This is a genomic window from Clostridium sp. LIBA-8841, from assembly GCF_034439435.1.
Lineage (GTDB): Bacteria > Bacillota > Clostridia > Clostridiales > Clostridiaceae > Sarcina.
Genome location: NZ_JAPCKJ010000008.1, coordinates 65574 through 82687, shown reverse-complemented (window position 1 = coordinate 82687; position 17114 = coordinate 65574). Strand labels below are relative to the sequence as shown.

Annotated in this window: 10 protein-coding genes and 1 riboswitch; of the genes, 8 read left to right on the top strand and 2 right to left on the bottom strand. The window is 27.4% G+C overall.

Annotated features, from left to right (window positions below; translation table 11 throughout):
• Window positions 1-408 precede the first annotated feature (408 nt).
• Window positions 409-1038 carry an acetyltransferase gene (locus tag OIF33_RS16565; protein ID WP_322505345.1) on the top strand — a complete coding sequence of 210 codons (630 nt, stop codon included), beginning with the start codon at window positions 409-411 and terminating at the stop codon, window positions 1036-1038.
• 133 nt (window positions 1039-1171) lie between these two features.
• On the opposite strand, the gene OIF33_RS16560 is transcribed toward OIF33_RS16565, so the two are convergent.
• Window positions 1172-1750 carry a hypothetical protein gene (locus OIF33_RS16560; protein WP_322505344.1) on the bottom strand — a complete coding sequence of 193 codons (579 nt, stop codon included), beginning with the start codon at window positions 1748-1750 and terminating at the stop codon, window positions 1172-1174.
• Between the two features lie 204 nt (window positions 1751-1954).
• On the opposite strand from OIF33_RS16560, the gene OIF33_RS16555 reads away from it, so the two are divergent.
• The 6 genes from OIF33_RS16555 to OIF33_RS16530 all read left to right on the top strand — a co-directional run bounded on the left by OIF33_RS16555 (window position 1955) and on the right by OIF33_RS16530 (window position 8297).
• Window positions 1955-2224, top strand: coding sequence for a metal-sensing transcriptional repressor (locus tag OIF33_RS16555; RefSeq protein ID WP_322505343.1), 270 nt, complete (start codon window positions 1955-1957; stop codon window positions 2222-2224).
• An 803-nt stretch (window positions 2225-3027) separates the two neighbouring features.
• On the top strand, window positions 3028-5685 hold the full coding sequence (locus OIF33_RS16550) for a heavy metal translocating P-type ATPase (protein ID WP_322505342.1): 2658 nt from the start codon (window positions 3028-3030) through the stop codon (window positions 5683-5685).
• Between the two features lie 72 nt (window positions 5686-5757).
• Window positions 5758-5955 carry a heavy metal-associated domain-containing protein gene (locus OIF33_RS16545; protein WP_322505341.1) on the top strand — a complete coding sequence of 66 codons (198 nt, stop codon included), beginning with the start codon at window positions 5758-5760 and terminating at the stop codon, window positions 5953-5955.
• An 82-nt stretch (window positions 5956-6037) separates the two neighbouring features.
• The gene (locus OIF33_RS16540) at window positions 6038-6814 is read left to right on the top strand and encodes a sulfite exporter TauE/SafE family protein (protein ID WP_322505340.1); all 777 of its coding nucleotides are present in this window, start codon (window positions 6038-6040) and stop codon (window positions 6812-6814) included.
• A 96-nt stretch (window positions 6815-6910) separates the two neighbouring features.
• Window positions 6911-7471 carry a hypothetical protein gene (locus tag OIF33_RS16535; RefSeq protein WP_322505339.1) on the top strand — a complete coding sequence of 187 codons (561 nt, stop codon included), beginning with the start codon at window positions 6911-6913 and terminating at the stop codon, window positions 7469-7471.
• 244 nt (window positions 7472-7715) lie between these two features.
• Window positions 7716-8297, top strand: a complete 582-nt coding sequence (locus OIF33_RS16530; RefSeq protein ID WP_322505338.1) for a hypothetical protein — start codon at window positions 7716-7718, stop codon at window positions 8295-8297.
• A 111-nt stretch (window positions 8298-8408) separates the two neighbouring features.
• On the opposite strand, the gene OIF33_RS16525 is transcribed toward OIF33_RS16530, so the two are convergent.
• Window positions 8409-10784 (bottom strand): PAS domain-containing sensor histidine kinase, encoded by a 2376-nt coding sequence (locus OIF33_RS16525; protein ID WP_322505337.1) that lies wholly within the window; start codon window positions 10782-10784, stop codon window positions 8409-8411.
• 419 nt (window positions 10785-11203) lie between these two features.
• Window positions 11204-11286, top strand: a riboswitch (cyclic di-GMP riboswitch).
• A 69-nt stretch (window positions 11287-11355) separates the two neighbouring features.
• Between OIF33_RS16525 and OIF33_RS16520 the strand changes: the two genes are divergently transcribed.
• The gene (locus tag OIF33_RS16520) at window positions 11356-16872 is read left to right on the top strand and encodes a SpaA isopeptide-forming pilin-related protein (RefSeq protein ID WP_322505336.1); all 5517 of its coding nucleotides are present in this window, start codon (window positions 11356-11358) and stop codon (window positions 16870-16872) included.
• Window positions 16873-17114 lie beyond the last annotated feature (242 nt).

The following is a 17114-nucleotide window of genomic DNA, read 5'->3' as shown; positions in this document are numbered from 1 at the left end:
TTTTCACTAAGCTTTTTTTATTTTGAAAATTATATATTATTGAACTATAAAAGGACTATTTAGAAAGTTTATTATGTAAATAAATCTTCTAAATAGTCCTTATTAATTAGAAAATCCACAATAAGTAGATTCTTAGTTTGTACAAACAAAAGGGGAAGTGATTAAAGATATTATGGGGGAAGTATCATTAATTACTACAAAACTAAGAAATTTTCTACTTATTAATCGTGGATATTTTAATTATGGACAAATATATAATTAATATACATAAATTGTAAAATAATTTTAGTTATGAATAAATAAATATTACTTTTAATACTCTTTAATAAATAAATTAATATTAAAAGTTGTTCAATAAAATAGTTTTAATATGATAGAAATATTCTAAATGATTGATGGGGTGTTTAAATGAAGGATATCGTTATAATTGGGACTGAAAATATAGGGACAGAAATTGTTAAAATAATTGAATGCATAAATTTAAATAGGGATACATGGAATATATTAGGCTTTATAAGTCTTAAAAATGATGAGGAAAAAGAAATTATTGATGGTTATAATGTTTTAGGTTCTTTAGATTCGATGTGTGATTATTTTGAAAATAGAAAAAGAGATAAATTTTATTTTTTAAAAAGATTAGAGAGTAAGAATGAGTTATTCACAATTATAGCAGTAGATAACTGTGAACTAAAAAAAGAGATTGAAAAGAAATTAAATAATAAGATAAAGTTTGCTACTATTATTCACCCTGATACTAAATATATTAATGAAAGCAATATAGGGGAAGGATCTGTTATATATCCAGGTTTGATTAGTATTGGAAATTTGAATATTGGAAAACATGTTATTTTAAAACAAAAGTGTTCTTTAGGAAATAATGTGAAAATAGGAGATTATTCTTTTATAGCTTTGAACAGTAATATTGATAGTAATGTTAATATTAATGAGTGTGCTTATATTGAAGCTAATACAACAGTTTTAGCAAATAACAATATAGAAAAGAACAGATATATAAAAACAGGAAGCTTAGTCTATTAATAATATTTAAAGAGTATAAAAATAGATGTTTTTTTGATTACGCATGTTTTTTAGATAGGAATGTAATAATATCTTAGTGATTATTTAAAAATCAATATTCAACTAGAATATAGCTTAAAAAAAGAAGATTCAATTAAAATGAATCTTCTTTTATTTTTATATTTTCTTGTTCTTTATTAAAATTATCTATACTTAAGGAATATTTTATTTTTAAATTATTAGTAAAGAAAACTTCTATTCTGTTTATACTAACAAAGCTTTTTAGATTACTACTCAAAGTCTTTATAAAATTAATACATTGCTCTTTATTATAATTAGTATCATCAAATAAAAGAGAAATAGTGTAGGAATTTGTACCATTTTCAATTAAATCTTTTGTATATTTAAAATTTTCTCCGAATTCTTTTTTTACGGTATCAGAAATTATTATTCTAATTTTATCGTTATCTCCAATATTTTTATTATTAAGGGAGTTATCTAAATTTCCCTTATTATCTAAAGGTAGATCTGAGTTTAAATTATTACTTGATTCTTCTCTTTTTAAAATGTTTGATTGAGAAAATGGGTGTTTTATAAGCACTATTGAGAGAGAAAAAATAATGATTATTCCAAATAAAAGTAGAAGATTTTTATATTTATAATTTTTATTAAAAGCAAATATTAATAAGAATAATATAATTAAAGTGAATGGAATTATTAACAATTTAGTCATAAGTTTAAATTATCTCCTTATTAGGTTATAAGACAATTTTAACATACTTTAGAGGTTATAATAGAAGTATGCATATTAATTAAATGTTAATATAGTTAACAAAATGTTCAAAAATATATTGACAGAAGAAAATGGGAGGAGTATTATATAATTACAGTCACCCAGAGGGGGTGTCATATGTGAAATATATAGGGAGTGATGCAAATGAATACAGAAAAGAAGAAAGCATTACAATGTTTAAAAACTGCAAAGGGACAGGTAGAAGGAATAATTAAAATGATTGAGGATGAGAGGTACTGTATTGATATTTCTAATCAAATAATGGCTTCTCAAGCATTATTAAAAAAAGCCAATAAACTAATATTACAGCAACATATGCATAACTGTGTTAAAGGTGCTTTTGAAAATAATGAATCTAAAGAAGAAAAGATAGAAGAAATATTAAGTGTATTAAATAAGCTAATAGATAAATAAATTTAATAATATTCTAATGATGTATTTAATTTTATATAAAATATAAAATTATTTGGATCTGTTGTTTTTGGAGGTTCAAAACATATGGTTTGAGCAGCTTAAAGCGAATTTGGAATAAACAGTAAATTGAAATAATTAATAAAGTAAGTACATAAATTCTAATGATTTATTTAATTCTATATAAAATATAAAATTATTTAAATCTGTTGTTTTTGGAGGTTCAAAATTTGTATTTTGAGCAGCTTAAAGTGAATCTAGAATAAATAATAAATTTAAATAGGTGATTTATTATTTAAGTAATAAAGTAATTGTATAAATTCTAATGATTTAAATAATTCTATAGAAATATAAAATTATTTAAATCTGTTGTTTTTGGAGGTTCAAAATTTGTATTTTGAGTAGCTTAAAGCGAATTTAGAATAAATTTAAATAGTTAATCTATTATTTAAGTAATAAATTAAGTACATAAATTCTAATGGTTTAAACAAGTTTATAGAAAATATAAAGTTATTTAAATCTATTGTTTTTGGAGGTTCAAAATATTATATTTTGAGCAGCTTAAAGCAAATTTAGAATAAGTTATGGATTAAACCTGTTATGTTAATAGAAAAATAAAATATAAACGGAATTCTAATGATGCATTTAATTTTATAGAAAATATAAAGTTATTTGGATCTGTTGTTTTGAGAGGTTCAAAATATTGTGTTTTGAGTAGCTTAAAGCAAACTTAGGATGGGATGAAGATTAACCTGCTATTTTATTAATTTTACAAAAAAATTAATAGTAACCAAGGAGGCAGAAGTATGGAACGAATACTCAAGGTAAAAGGAATGACCTGTGCATCCTGTGCAGCAGCTATTGAAAAAGCTGTAGGTAAAATGGATGGAGTCGAAAGTTCTAATGTTAATTATGCCACAGAGGAATTAAAAGTAATCTATGATAATAATAAGGTTAACTTAGAACAAATAAGACAAAAAGTCGAAAAATTAGGTTATTCTGTAGAAGATAATACTAAGAAAGAAATATTTAAAGTTGAAGGAATGACATGTGCATCCTGTGCAGCGGCCATCGAAAAAGGTGTAAGTAGACTTGATGGGGTTGAAAATGCAAATGTAAATTTTGCTACAGAAACTTTAAATGTTGAGTTTGACAAAGACAAGGTTTCTTTTGAGGATATCAATAATAAAGTTAATAAGCTGGGATATAAGCTTAAAGACGATGAAAAACAATTGACTTATAAAGTTGAAGGAATGACATGTGCATCCTGTGCAGCAGCCATTGAAAAGGCACTAAATAGAATGGATGGTGTAGAGAATGTAAGTGTAAATTTTGCAGCCGAAACAGTTACTTTTAATTATGATTCCGACAAGGTTGGAACAAGAGAAATTAAAGCAAAGGTTGAAAAGTTAGGATATAAACTTGTAGATCCAGAAACAAATGTTAATGACGAACATGAAAATGCAAAAAATACTGAATTAAGTTCTATGAAGCGTAAATTAATATGGTCAGCTATCTTTACAATACCAGTATTTATAATTGCAATGGGAAGTATGATGGGAATGAAGTTACCTTCATGGATGGATCCTAATATTAGCCCAATGAGCTATGCTCTTATTTTATTAGTTTTAACAACAGCAGTATTTATTTGTGGAAAGCAATTCTTTATTGTTGGATTTAGAAGTCTTTTTATAGGAAGTCCTAATATGGATACATTAATAGCCATTGGAGCTAGTGCGGCTTATTTATATGGAATATTTGCTATTTATAAGATAGAAATAGGACAAGTTCATTATGTCCATGAATTATATTTTGAGTCAGCAGCTACAATAATAACTTTGGTTATGCTTGGGAAATACTTGGAGGCTATAACTAAAGGAAAAACATCAGATGCAATAAAAAAACTTATGGGTTTAGCTCCTAAAACTGCAACAATAATAGTTAATGGAGAAGAAAAAGTTGTATCTATAGATGATGTTAGGGTTGGAGATTTAATAGTTGTAAAACCAGGTGAAAAACTTCCGGTTGATGGAGAGGTTGTAGAAGGATATACCTCAGTTGATGAAAGTATGTTAACTGGTGAAAGTATTCCAGTTGAGAAAAAAGCAGGGGATACAGTATATGGAGCTAGTATAAATAAGAACGGTAGAATAATTTATAAAGCTACTAAAGTTGGAAAAGACACAGTAATTTCTCAAATAGTTAAACTTGTTAAAGATGCTCAAGGATCAAAGGCGCCTATTGCGAGAACTGCCGATGTAATAGCAGGATACTTTGTTCCAGTAGTAATAGTTTTAGCAATTTTATCAGCTTTATCATGGCACTTTTTAGGTGGAGAAGGATTAGAATTTTCATTAACAATATTTATTTCTGTATTAGTAATAGCTTGTCCTTGTGCATTAGGACTAGCAACTCCAACTGCTATTATGGTTGGTACTGGAAAAGGTGCAGAAAATGGAGTATTAATAAAAAGTGGTGAAGCGTTAGAAGGCACTGCTAGTATAAATACAGTAATTTTTGATAAGACAGGGACTTTAACAGAGGGAAAACCTATAGTTACAGATGTTTTATCTAATCATTATTCAAAGGATGAAATTTTGGCTTTAGCTGCGTCAGCTGAAAAAGCCTCTGAACATCCTTTAGGTGAGGCAATAGTAAAAGCTGCAGAAGAAAAATGGTTAGAACTTTTCGAAGTTAAAGATTTCTTAGCTATTCCTGGTAAAGGAATTGAAGTTAAAGTAGGAGAAAAAGATATTTTATTAGGAAATAAAGCTCTTTTAGAAGATAAGAAAATAGCATTTGGAAATTTAGTAGAAAAAGCACAATCATTAGCAGAACAAGGTAAAACACCAATGTTTATAGTTATAGATGGAATTTTAGAGGGAATAGTAGCTGTTGCAGACACTGTAAAACCAACAAGCAAGAAGGCTATTAAAGAGCTTCATAAAATGGAAATAGAAGTTGTTATGGTTACTGGTGATAATGAAAAAACAGCAAAGGCTATAGCAAAAGATATTGGAATAGATAGAATTGTGGCAGATGTATTACCACATCAGAAAGCTGAAAAAGTAAAAGAACTTCAAAATGAAGGTAAAAAAGTATTAATGGTCGGAGATGGAATAAATGATGCTCCAGCTCTTGCTTGTGCTGATATAGGAATGGCAATAGGATCAGGTACTGATATAGCTATGGAATCAGCAGATATAGTACTTATGAGAAGTGATATATTAGATGTTGTTGGAGCTATTCAATTAAGTAAAAAAACAATGATTAATATTAAAGAAAATTTATTCTGGGCTTTAATTTATAATGGTATTGGTATTCCAATAGCAATGGGAGGATTACATTTATTTGGTGGTCCACTACTAAACCCAATGCTTGCAGCATTAGCAATGAGCTTTAGTTCTGTATCAGTATTATTAAATGCCCTAAGATTAAAAACTTTTAAACCTAAATATAATTAACTTAGAAATATTATCACACTATTAATTATTTATAGTGTGATAAAAATATATATTTTTAGGAGTGTGACGGTAATGAGTAAAATAATAACAATTGAAGGAATGTCATGTCAAAACTGTGTTAATCACGTTAAATCAGCACTTGAAGATGTAAAAGGGTTAACTAAAATTGATGTAGAGGTAGGTAAAGCGACTGTTGAAGGTGATGCTTCTGACCAAGAGATAAAAGATGCAATAGAAGATATGGGATACGATGTAACATCTATAAAATAATTGTAGTGGGGATTATATAAGACTCTAATTAAGTTAAGTTTTATATAATTCCCATAGTTTTTGTGAAGAGGAGAGGGTATTAATGGTCAATATAATAGTATTTATAATTGCAGGGATATTGGCAGGTATAGGTATCGGACTCGTTGGGCTATCAGCAGCATCTATAGTAACTCCTATTTTAGTAGTAATTTTAGGTGTTAACGCTTATAAAGCTATAGGAATTGCTTTAGCCGCTGATGTTATATCAGCTAGTGTTTCTGCTTATACTTATTATAAAAATAAAAATATAGATATAAAAAATGGTATAATAATGATGGCATCAACAATGTTATTCACCTATATTGCCAGCTATTTTGGTAAGTATATACCTAATGATATTTTAGGAGGTATATCAGTATATGCAACAATTTTATTAGGATTAAAATTGATATTTAAACCTATTAAGGCTAAGGATGATTCAAAGATTGAGCATAGAAGTAAGAAGAAGCAAATAGTTTTATCAATACTATGGGGAGGCCTTGTAGGTATAATATGTGGAGCCATAGGAGCAGGTGGAGGAGTAATGTTACTTCTTGTTCTAACAAGTATTTTGGGTTATGATTTAAAAACAGCAGTTGGTACAAGCGTCTTTATAATGGCATTTACTGCATTGACAGGAGCTGTCACACATATAGTTCATGGAGGAACTGATGTATCAGGACTTATTATTTGTGGAATATTTGCTCTGATATCTTCAAGATTAGCAGCTAAATTTGCTAATAAGGTTAATGATGCTAAATTAAATAAAGTATCAGGGGTTTTCTTAATATTCTTTGGAATAATTTTAATATTAATAAAACGTTTTGGTCATGTAATGTAGCTTTCACTTAATAATTAATGTAATATATATATTTATTTGTTTTAATAATTAAATAGATAAATAAGATAAAATATAAATCTGAAAGAAGGAGTTCTTATGAAAAATTTAGAATTATTTTTAAGTTATTTATGTGGTGAATTTAATAATGCTGAGCAAATAAACAAAGAATTAGAAGAGGGAAAGGTTACTCATCCTAAGGCAAAGCATATAACAGGAATTTGTAACGGTAAAATAAAGAATCTTCCAAAGGGATTCCATGGTTTCTTTGTTATTGAAGAAAGCTATTATGAGCAAGGTAATTTTAAAAATATATTGCCACACTTATTTTTATTTACAGAGGATAAAGAGGGAAATGTTGTTTTAACTTCTTATGATTTACCAAAAGGAATATCTAAAGAAGATTTTAGAAATGATAATGAGTCTTTAGTGATGGATTATAATGAACTACAGATTTCAGAGAAATTTACTCCTATGACATATACATTTAAAGATAATGGTTTTGAAGGTGAAAGCATAAGTCATTTCACACCTGAAACAACATTTAAATTAAAAGAAAGAACTGAAGATGGAACTCTTTATGTGAGTGAAATTTTCGAGAAAAATGGAAAAGTTACATTTGGATGTGTTAATCCAATAATATATAAAAAGATTAAATAAATAAAGGAGTTGCTAGTCTAGTAGGATTAGCAACTTTTTTGTTTGTTTTAATTGTAAAATATTTACAATTAAATTCAAAATTAAAGAAAATAAGATTTAAATCTTTCTAATTTGAATAAATGGGCTAAAATGCGATTTTCTTTTTATAAGGAAAACATATATACTAATTATATGGTAAATATTTACAAAAGTAATTAAAAATCTACATAGATATAGTTATGTTATTGAATTGGGGGAAGTTAAAATGGAGAAATTATTAGAAAATTATTCTAACGAAGAAATCTTTAAAGCACTTAAGATTATAACTGAACTAAAGCTAGAAAGAGAACGTGGTAATTTGCCTGAATTTATTAGAGGTAGAATTTCAGAAGTTTCTGAAGAAGATTTTGATTTAATACAAGCATACAACTATTACATGAGAGAGTTGAGAAGGGGATCAATTCTTTTAAGTGAAGAAGAAACAAAAAAATGTGGATTTGATAGTAGATTAGCTATAGATGTAGAATTAAAAGACTTAATAATATTCCTAAATACTCAGCCGAATATAAAAACTTTATACTCTTGTTCAGGTCATCAATTTGTTAGGGGACAAATAACTTTTAAAGGACTTTTAAAATTTCCTCAAGTAGAAGATTTTAAAGTAGAATATGCAGCGGAAAAAGAAGAAACAAAGATTAGTTTTGATATTCCAGAAAGAAGTTATGAATATTTAAATAAACTTAGAAAACTGTACAATTATTTTTATCTTATTAATTATAATAACCTAAAAACCTTAACTAGAGATGAGGTAAGTTCAATTAAAATAAAAGAGAGTTGTAATGCATAAAAGAGTTTGTATCATAACTCAATAATAAAACTTATAAATAGCATGAAGAGAATATCTAGTAATTCTCGAAATCTATTTATAAGTTTTTTGAGGTATTTTCATATACTTTCCTTAATGTACTTCATAAATATCAGAAAGTTCTAATTCGATATTTTTATCATCTGTTATATAATCAATTAGATTATTGCTTTCTTCAGTATAATCTAATTTTTTATTTGGAAGCCATACTATAATCTCTGTTCCAGATACTCCGTCACTGATAAGTTCAATCTTACCATCATGGAGTTCAGAAATTGATTTTACAATACTAAGACCTATTCCACTACCTTCATTTCTTCGTTTTAAAGATTTATCTGCTTGAACAAACCGATCAAATATAGATGCTTGCATTTCCTTTGGAATTCCCATTCCATTATCTTTAACACTTATTTTAACCCAATCTTCTGATACATTTAAATCCACGAATATTTCACCATTACTAGAAGTGAATTTTATTGAGTTTGAAAGTAGATTAAGAATCAATCTTTCTATTTTTACAGAATCACATTTAATTATATTTTCTTCAACATTAGTATCGAAAGTTATGTTTATATTTTTATTATCTGCATGAGGAATAACTGATGAAACTATATTTTCAACTAATAAAACAATATCTCTGTTAGTAAAGTCAGCTTTTAAAAAGCCAACTTCAATTTTGCTAACGTCAATAAGATTATTTATTAATCTAAGCATTCTATAGCAGTTCATCTTTAATCCTCTCTTATATTTTTCATAGAAATTATTAAAGCCATCAGGTTCTTTTTCGTGCTTTGAGTTTAATAATTGTACTGTAGAATAGATGATATTAAGTGGAGTTCTAAGTTCATGAGATATATTCGCGAAAAACTCATTTTTTACCTGCTCATAAGCTTTTGCTTCTTTAAATTTAACAGCTAAGTTTTCAAGTCTTCTTTTAGAAGTTAAGTTTTTTGCTACAATAACTTTTCCATAAGGAACACCGTCATTATCAATTAAATTACGAATTGTAGATTCAACGTAAACAAAGGAATGTTTACCTACAAGTTTACATTTAATACTATCGTCTTCTCCTAATTTTAATTGATTTAGTATTTCATCATTTTTGCCTAAAAGATTTCTAATTGAAACTCCAGAAATCTCTTCATATGTATAGTTTAATGTATTTAAAACTGAGTCATTGACATATGTAATTATTCCATTATTATCTATGCTTATTATTAAGTCTTGAATATTATTGTTTATGCAGCTTAATAACTGTTCATTTCTCTGAATATCTTGAGTTAATGTATATTCGTCAGTTATATCTTTTAGGTTAATGGCATAGTAATTTTTATTTTCAACATTAAGTATTTGTATATAAAGACTTACTATTTTGTTGTTTTTTAAAATAAGTTTGCCTTCCCAATCACCTTTATTAAAAAGAGAATCAATAGCTGTTTTTTCATTATCATTTCCTACAAATACAGCATCATCAAATAGTCTTTCTATTTCTTTAAGTTGAGATTTTAAGTTAGTTGATTTACAATATCGCTCACGTAATGCTTTATTAGTGTATATAACTTTTTTTGTATCATCATACAAAATTATTGAACTACTAGTATTAAACTCTACAAGGTGATAAAAAACTTGTAGTTCTTTTTGAAGTAAAGAACTTCTCCTATTTTTTGTGGTTATTTCATTAAATACTCCACTTATAGCTAATAAGAAAGATAAAATAGTCAATAGAAGAACTATATTATTTGACTTTGATGAAGCTATATTTGGAAATACAACCTCACAGATCCAATATATGCCTCTAAGAGAAATCAAAAGCATACTAGCAACTATAAATGAGTAAATCAATTCACCATCTTTTAAGCTTTTTATTGATATAAATATACATGCTATAAAATATAAAATAACTATTATTGTCATGAAAATAATATAGAAATATACATCTTTGATAAATGGATTGTTAGAAAAAATTTTATAGTTAACCATTGGTATTATAGTTGAAAATATAAACACAGAGATAGAAGTAATAATTTTATGTTTGGTAATAATCTTTGGAATACCATGTTTATTAAAAGCAACATAAAATAATATAAAAATTCTAAACAATGAATGTATAAAGATGAATTTATCAAATATTATTAAATTGTGTCCTTTAGTAATTAAAAGTTCTACAGATAAATTCATATATATTAGAGAAATTATAAAAAAATCATCTTTTTTCGTACTTGAATAATATATAAGTGAACTTATGTAAGCCATAGCACCTAAAATTAGAGTTAAATGCAAAGAAAAAGTTGGCATAGTAGCAGTAGGAGTTACTGTAGTAATAGGTTCATTAAAAATTTTATATATTAAATCAAGTAAAAATATAAAGAACATAGAAAAAACTATAAGAATAGAAAATTTTATTGTTTTTCTTGTTTCAAACTTGTTTTTATCATCATTAAAAATATGAAAAAATATTTTGTTATCCATGTTTTGCTCTCCTTAATATAAGAGTTTCGAACTTATATTTTATCGTATATTTTAGATTTTATCATACCTAGATACAAATTTTTACACTAAGTTAAAAAAGTATTATATTTAACCAATACAATTTTTTTTCTGGAGCACTCTTTTTTTATTTGAAATTATTGATAATTTTATGAAATAAAACATTAAAATTAATAAAAAATCTTTTTTTATTAATAGCATAGAAATTGATAGGTTATACTATATAATACCTATTATTTGTTACTGTTGAAAATTAATAATTTAAAATAAATGTTAAAATTTAAATTGACAAAACAAAATGCATGATATATTATACAATAGGTTTATAGATAAGTTTTAATTTGAAACTTAATTTTAATAAGTTCTAAAAGTTAAAGGGAATTAAAAATAACTGAATTAACGTATAGATAGTAATGATGACATATATCCTGTATTTGGGCATCTGGGATATATTGAGTTAGTGATGCAACCGACTATTCTTTATAAATTTTTTTATAAAGTTAGTCGGTTTTTTTATTTTAATCTAAAAAAATTACAAAGGAGTCGATTTAGGGTGAGAGAAAGGAAAAGGAAAATATTTATAACGGCTATGACTGTGTTCATAACAATGTTTATGAATATTTTATCTCCTGCCATGGCTGCATTAGCTGCCACGCCAGGGGTAGATATGAATATTACATCCAACAAAAGCACTGTAAAGGATGGAGAACAGGTGGAATTCAAGTTAGAGTATAAGGTGGTTAATGGAGGGAAAATTAACCCTGGTGACAAAATTATATTTACTTTGCCAGAGTGTTTTACCAATATAATACCTGAATATCCACCAGAGCATTTTTCAAGTGTAGAAACAAAAAAAGTAAATGGACAAACTCAGGTTATATTAACATTTAGTGAAGGGTCAAGTACTGGTATAGGTGGTTATTTAGATATTCTTGCAACTCCTAAAAATATAGAAAAACCTACAAATGAAAGAGTTACAGTTGAATTTAATGGAACTACTAAGTATGTAGATGTAGAAGTTACTCCAGGAGATAATCCATCAAAACCGGATCCAGCTGGGCAAGAGGATTTATTAAAGCGTGTAACTAATGCTAGTGGCTATGATGGTTATGAGAATGGTATTTTAGTTAATAATATAAATAAGCCAGTAGTCAATAAAATAGTAAACTATAGTATTTATTTTAATGGGAAATATAAAGTAATGAATAATGCTGTATTAAGAGATAATATGCCTGATGGAATGGTATTGAAAACTGATTCAGTAAAAATATATGAAACACCATATGGCCAAGCTGAAAGAGAGGTAACAAGCAAATTTCAAGGTAAAATATGGGCTTATCAAAATTCGCTTGTAATAGATTTTGGAAATACATATTCAGCATATAGAGTTGAGTATTCTACGCAAATAACTAAAGATATGCCTTCTTACAAGAATACAGTAACAGTTGGTTCTTTAGAAAGTAGTACAATAGTTAAACCAAAAGAAGATTCAACAATGTTAACAAAACGTAGTCTTGATCCTACTACACAAACAGATATAGAGTATACTAGCATGGGTAGAGAAGTTAGATATGCTTTAGATATTAACCCTAATAACAAACAACTTAATAATGCAGTGTTTATAGATAAATTTCCAGAAGGTATGACACTAGTTGACGGTAGTATATCTGTAGGTGAAAAGTCTGCTGATGGAACTTTTAAATGGTTAAACCAAGAGGGATTAGTATCAGTAAAAGACAATACTATGACAATAAATTTTGGGAATACAGATAAGTATTATTATTTGTATTATACATTAAAGGTTGTTGAGCCTAATAAAACTTATGATAATAGTGCTAAATTAACTTACAATAATACATCAGCTTCAATAGACAAGACTGTTCAATATAAAACAAATGCAGGTGCAATAAATGCACAAAAGACAGTAGATAAAGAAACCATTAAAAAGGGAGATAACAACATAGTTAACTATACTATTAACTTTGATTGTTATGGTTTCTTTGATAAGGGATATTTAAATGTAGTAGATAGTTTAGATCCAAGGGTTAAAATTATAGGAGTAGAGGCACCAGAACATTTTAGTTATAAGATAGAAAATAACAAAGTAACTGTTACTAATGATATAAAAGATGTAGAGTACGGAGAAAATCTTAAAGTAAACATAAAAGCAGACTTTAGTAATGTTCCTGATGGAAATACAGTGAAAAATGTGGCAACTATAAATGGAACTCCTAGTAATGAAGTAGAAACTAAAAAAGGATTTGCTTTTGAAGCTAAAAAAATAGATGAGAATACTGGAAAAGCATTAGAAGGTGCTAAATTTAAACTTTTAGATAGCAATAAAAAGGAATTAACTAATGAAGATGGAAGTCCTATTATTTTAACAAGTGATTCAGAGGGGAAAATTACTCATGATATTGATGATGTTGGTACATATTATTTAAAAGAGATTGTTGCTCCAAAGGGATATAACTTAAATCCAAATGAAATAAAATTTGAAGTTTTAGATACTGATATAGGAACTATTTTAGATTTAGGTAATATAAATAACTCTATGATTAAAGGTGGAATTAAAATAACAAAGGTTGATTCACAAAACAACAATCCACTAGAAGGAGCAGAATTTACTGTTAAGAATTCAGAGGAAAAAGTAGTTTCAACAGGAACAACAAATAAAGATGGTATAGTAGAGTTTAATGATTTACCATATGGAAGCTACACTTATAAAGAAACAAAAGCTCCAGAAGGATATATATTAGATTCAACACCAGTGAAGTTTGATATAGTTGAGAATAATAAAATATTAGAATTTACTGCTAAGAATAATATGATACACGGTGGAGTTAAAATAACAAAAGTTGATTCTCAAAATAATAATCTATTAGAGGGAGCAGAGTTTATTGTTAAGAACTCAGATGGAAAAGTAGTTCAAACTGAGTCAACTAATAAAGATGGAATAGTAGAGTTTAATAACTTACCATATGGAAGTTATACTTACGAAGAACTTAAAGCACCAGAAGGATATGTGTTAGATTCAACATCGGTGAAATTTGATATAAATGAAAATAATAAAATATTAGAGTTTATGGCTAAAAATGATCCGATACAAGGAAACTTACAAATAACAAAAGTAGATTCAGAGACAGGAAATACTTTACCAGGAGCTAAGTTTGAAATAAAAGATTCGAATGGCAAAGTAGTACAAACTGTAGTTACTGATGAGCAAGGGGTTGCGACAATTTCAGGATTAGGATATGGACAATATACGTTCCAAGAAATTGAGGCTCCAAAGGGATATATACTTAATTCAAATCCAGTGCAATTTAATGTAACAGAGCATGGAAAAACTTTAGAGTTTACAGCTAAGAATAACATTATAAAAGGTGGAGTTAAGATAACAAAGGTTGACTCACAAAATAATAAACTACTAGAGGGCGCAGAGTTTACTGTTAAGGACTCAGATGGAAAAGTGGTTCAAACAGGAACAACAAATAAAGATGGTATAGTAGAATTTAATAAATTACCATATGGAAGTTATACTTATGAAGAAACAAAAGCGCCAGAAGGATACGTATTAGATTCAACAGCAGTAAAGTTTAATATAAATGAAAATAACAAGGTATTAGAATTCACAGCTAATAACAAAATAGTACAAGGTGGAATTAAGATAACAAAGATTGATTCACAAAATAACAATCTATTAGAAGGAGCAGAGTTTGTTGTTAAAAACTCAGATGGAGAAGTAGTTCAAACTGGGACAACAAATAAGGATGGTATAGTAGAGTTTAATAACCTACCATATGGAAGTTATACTTACGAGGAAACAAAAGCACCAGAAGGATATGTGTTAGATTCAACAGCTGTGAAATTTGATATAAATGAAAATAATAAAGTATTAGAATTTACAGCTAAGAATAATATAATTAAAACTCATGTTGCTATAAAAAAGTCTGACTTAGATGATAAGCTTAAGTTACTAAAAGGAGCAACTTTCAATATAGTTGATTTAAGTAACAATAAGATAGTTGATACGGTTACTACAGATGATAGTGGAAGAGCATGGCTTGATCTTGCACCAGGAAAATATAAAGCAGTTGAGATAAAAGCACCAACAGGATATTTACTTTCTGGGGAAGAACAAGAATTTGAAATTAAACTAGGACAGACTACCCAAATAGATTTAACTTTCTATAATAAAAAAGATCAATGTGAAGTTAATATAACAAAGATTGATTTAGCTAATATTAATATAAAGTTAAGTGGAGCTAAATTTAAAATAGTAAATATTTTAAATAACAATGTTGAAGGTATTTTAGTCACAAATGAAAATGGAGTGGCTTCATTAAAATTACCACCAGGAACATATAAATTAATAGAAATAGAGGCTCCAACAGGATATGTAAACTCTAATATTGAAAAAGAGTTTACGGTTAAGTCAGGTTATAGTACTCCAATAAATATACAAGTAACAAACAAAAAAATAAGTGGTGGAATTAAGATAACAAAGATTGACTCACAAAATAATAATCCACTAGAGGGAGCAGAGTTTGTTGTTAAAAACTCAGATGGAGAAGTAGTTCAAACTGGGACAACAAATAAAGATGGTATAGTAGAGTTTAATAATTTACAATACGGAATTTATACTTACGAAGAAGTAAAAGCTCCAGAAGGACATGTGTTAGATTCAACATCAGTGAAATTTGATATAAGTGAAAATAACAAAGTATTAGAATTCTCAGCTAAAAATGACCCAATAGAAGGAAACTTACAAATAACAAAAGTAGATTCAGAGACAGGAAACACTTTACCAGGAGCTAAGTTTGAAATAAAAGATTCAAATGGCAAAGTAGTACAAACTGTAGTTACTGATGAACAAGGTGTTGCGACAGTTTTAGGATTAGGATATGGACAATATACATTCCAAGAAGTTGAAGCACCAAAGGGATATGTACTTAATTCAGAGCCAGTACAATTTAATGTAGAAGAGCATGGTAAGACTCTAGAGTTTATAGCTAAGAACGACATGATACAAGGCGGAGTTAAGATAACTAAGATCGACTCACAAAATAACAATCCATTAGAAGGAGCGGAGTTCGTTGTTAAGAGCTCAGATGGAAAAGTAGTTCAAACAGGAACAACAAATAAAGATGGTATAGTAGAGTTCAATAACTTACCATATGGAAATTATACTTACGAAGAAACAAAAGCACCAGAAGGATATGTATTAGATTCAACAGCAATGAAATTTGATATAAGTGAAAATAACAAAGTATTAGAATTCACAGCTAAGAACAACATGATACACGGTGGAGTTAAGATAACAAAGGTTGATTCACAAAATAACAATCCACTAGAGGGAGCAGAGTTTGTTGTTAAGAACTCTGATGGAAAAGTAGTTCAAACAGGAACAACAAATAAAGAGGGTATAGTAGAGTTTAATAACTTACCATACGGAAGTTATACTTACGAAGAAGTAAAGGCTCCAGAAGGATATGTATTAGATTCAACATCAGTGAAATTTGATATAAGTGAAAATAACAAAGTATTAGAATTCACAGCTAAGAACAATCTGATACAAGGTGGAGTTAAGATAACAAAGATTGATTCACAAAATAATAATCCACTAGAAGGAGCAGAGTTTGTTGTTAAGAATTTAGATGGAAAAGTAGTTCAGACAGGAACAACAAACAAAGAAGGTATAGTAGAGTTTAATAACTTACCATATGGAAATTATACTTACGAAGAAGTAAAAGCTCCAGAAGGATATGTATTAGATTCAACACCAGTTAAATTTGATATAGCTGAGAATAATAAGTTATTAGAGTTTGTTGCTAAAAATACTAAGGAAAATAAATCAGAAGATAAAACAGAAATTAGTAATGGCAATAACAATAATAGTAATAACAATAACAATCCAAAAGGTAATAATGATAATAAACAAGAAAATATAAAAGAGATTCCTAAGACAGGTTCATTCCTATCTGAAAGAAGTATATTTATATTAGGACTTGGGTTAATAATAATTAGTTTAGTAGCAGCTGTGTTAGTAAATAGAAAGAAAGTAAGATAGTATAAAGCAAATTCTGTTATAAATGAATTTTAAACTCATTTTAATAGAATTTGCTTTTTTTAACGTTAAAATTTATATATATTTAATTTCGAATTCATATAAAGTTCAAACTAAAGTTTCATTATAAAAGTATCATATTAGGAGTAACTAGATTTGAAAAATCTAACTAATTAAAAATAAGTTATTGATATATATTCATATTTAGATAATTTATGGGGAAAATAAATAGGGAGTAATATCAA

Bases quoted from the DNA above. Each gene is read 5' to 3' on its own strand.
- OIF33_RS16565 (WP_322505345.1), top strand. From the start codon at position 409: ATGAAGGATATCGTTATAATTGGGACTGAAAATATAGGGACAGAAATT.
- OIF33_RS16560 (WP_322505344.1), bottom strand. From the start codon at position 1,750: ATGACTAAATTGTTAATAATTCCATTCACTTTAATTATATTATTCTTA.
- OIF33_RS16555 (WP_322505343.1), top strand. From the start codon at position 1,955: ATGAATACAGAAAAGAAGAAAGCATTACAATGTTTAAAAACTGCAAAG.
- OIF33_RS16550 (WP_322505342.1), top strand. From the start codon at position 3,028: ATGGAACGAATACTCAAGGTAAAAGGAATGACCTGTGCATCCTGTGCA.
- OIF33_RS16545 (WP_322505341.1), top strand. From the start codon at position 5,758: ATGAGTAAAATAATAACAATTGAAGGAATGTCATGTCAAAACTGTGTT.
- OIF33_RS16540 (WP_322505340.1), top strand. From the start codon at position 6,038: ATGGTCAATATAATAGTATTTATAATTGCAGGGATATTGGCAGGTATA.
- OIF33_RS16535 (WP_322505339.1), top strand. From the start codon at position 6,911: ATGAAAAATTTAGAATTATTTTTAAGTTATTTATGTGGTGAATTTAAT.
- OIF33_RS16530 (WP_322505338.1), top strand. From the start codon at position 7,716: ATGGAGAAATTATTAGAAAATTATTCTAACGAAGAAATCTTTAAAGCA.
- OIF33_RS16525 (WP_322505337.1), bottom strand. From the start codon at position 10,784: ATGGATAACAAAATATTTTTTCATATTTTTAATGATGATAAAAACAAG.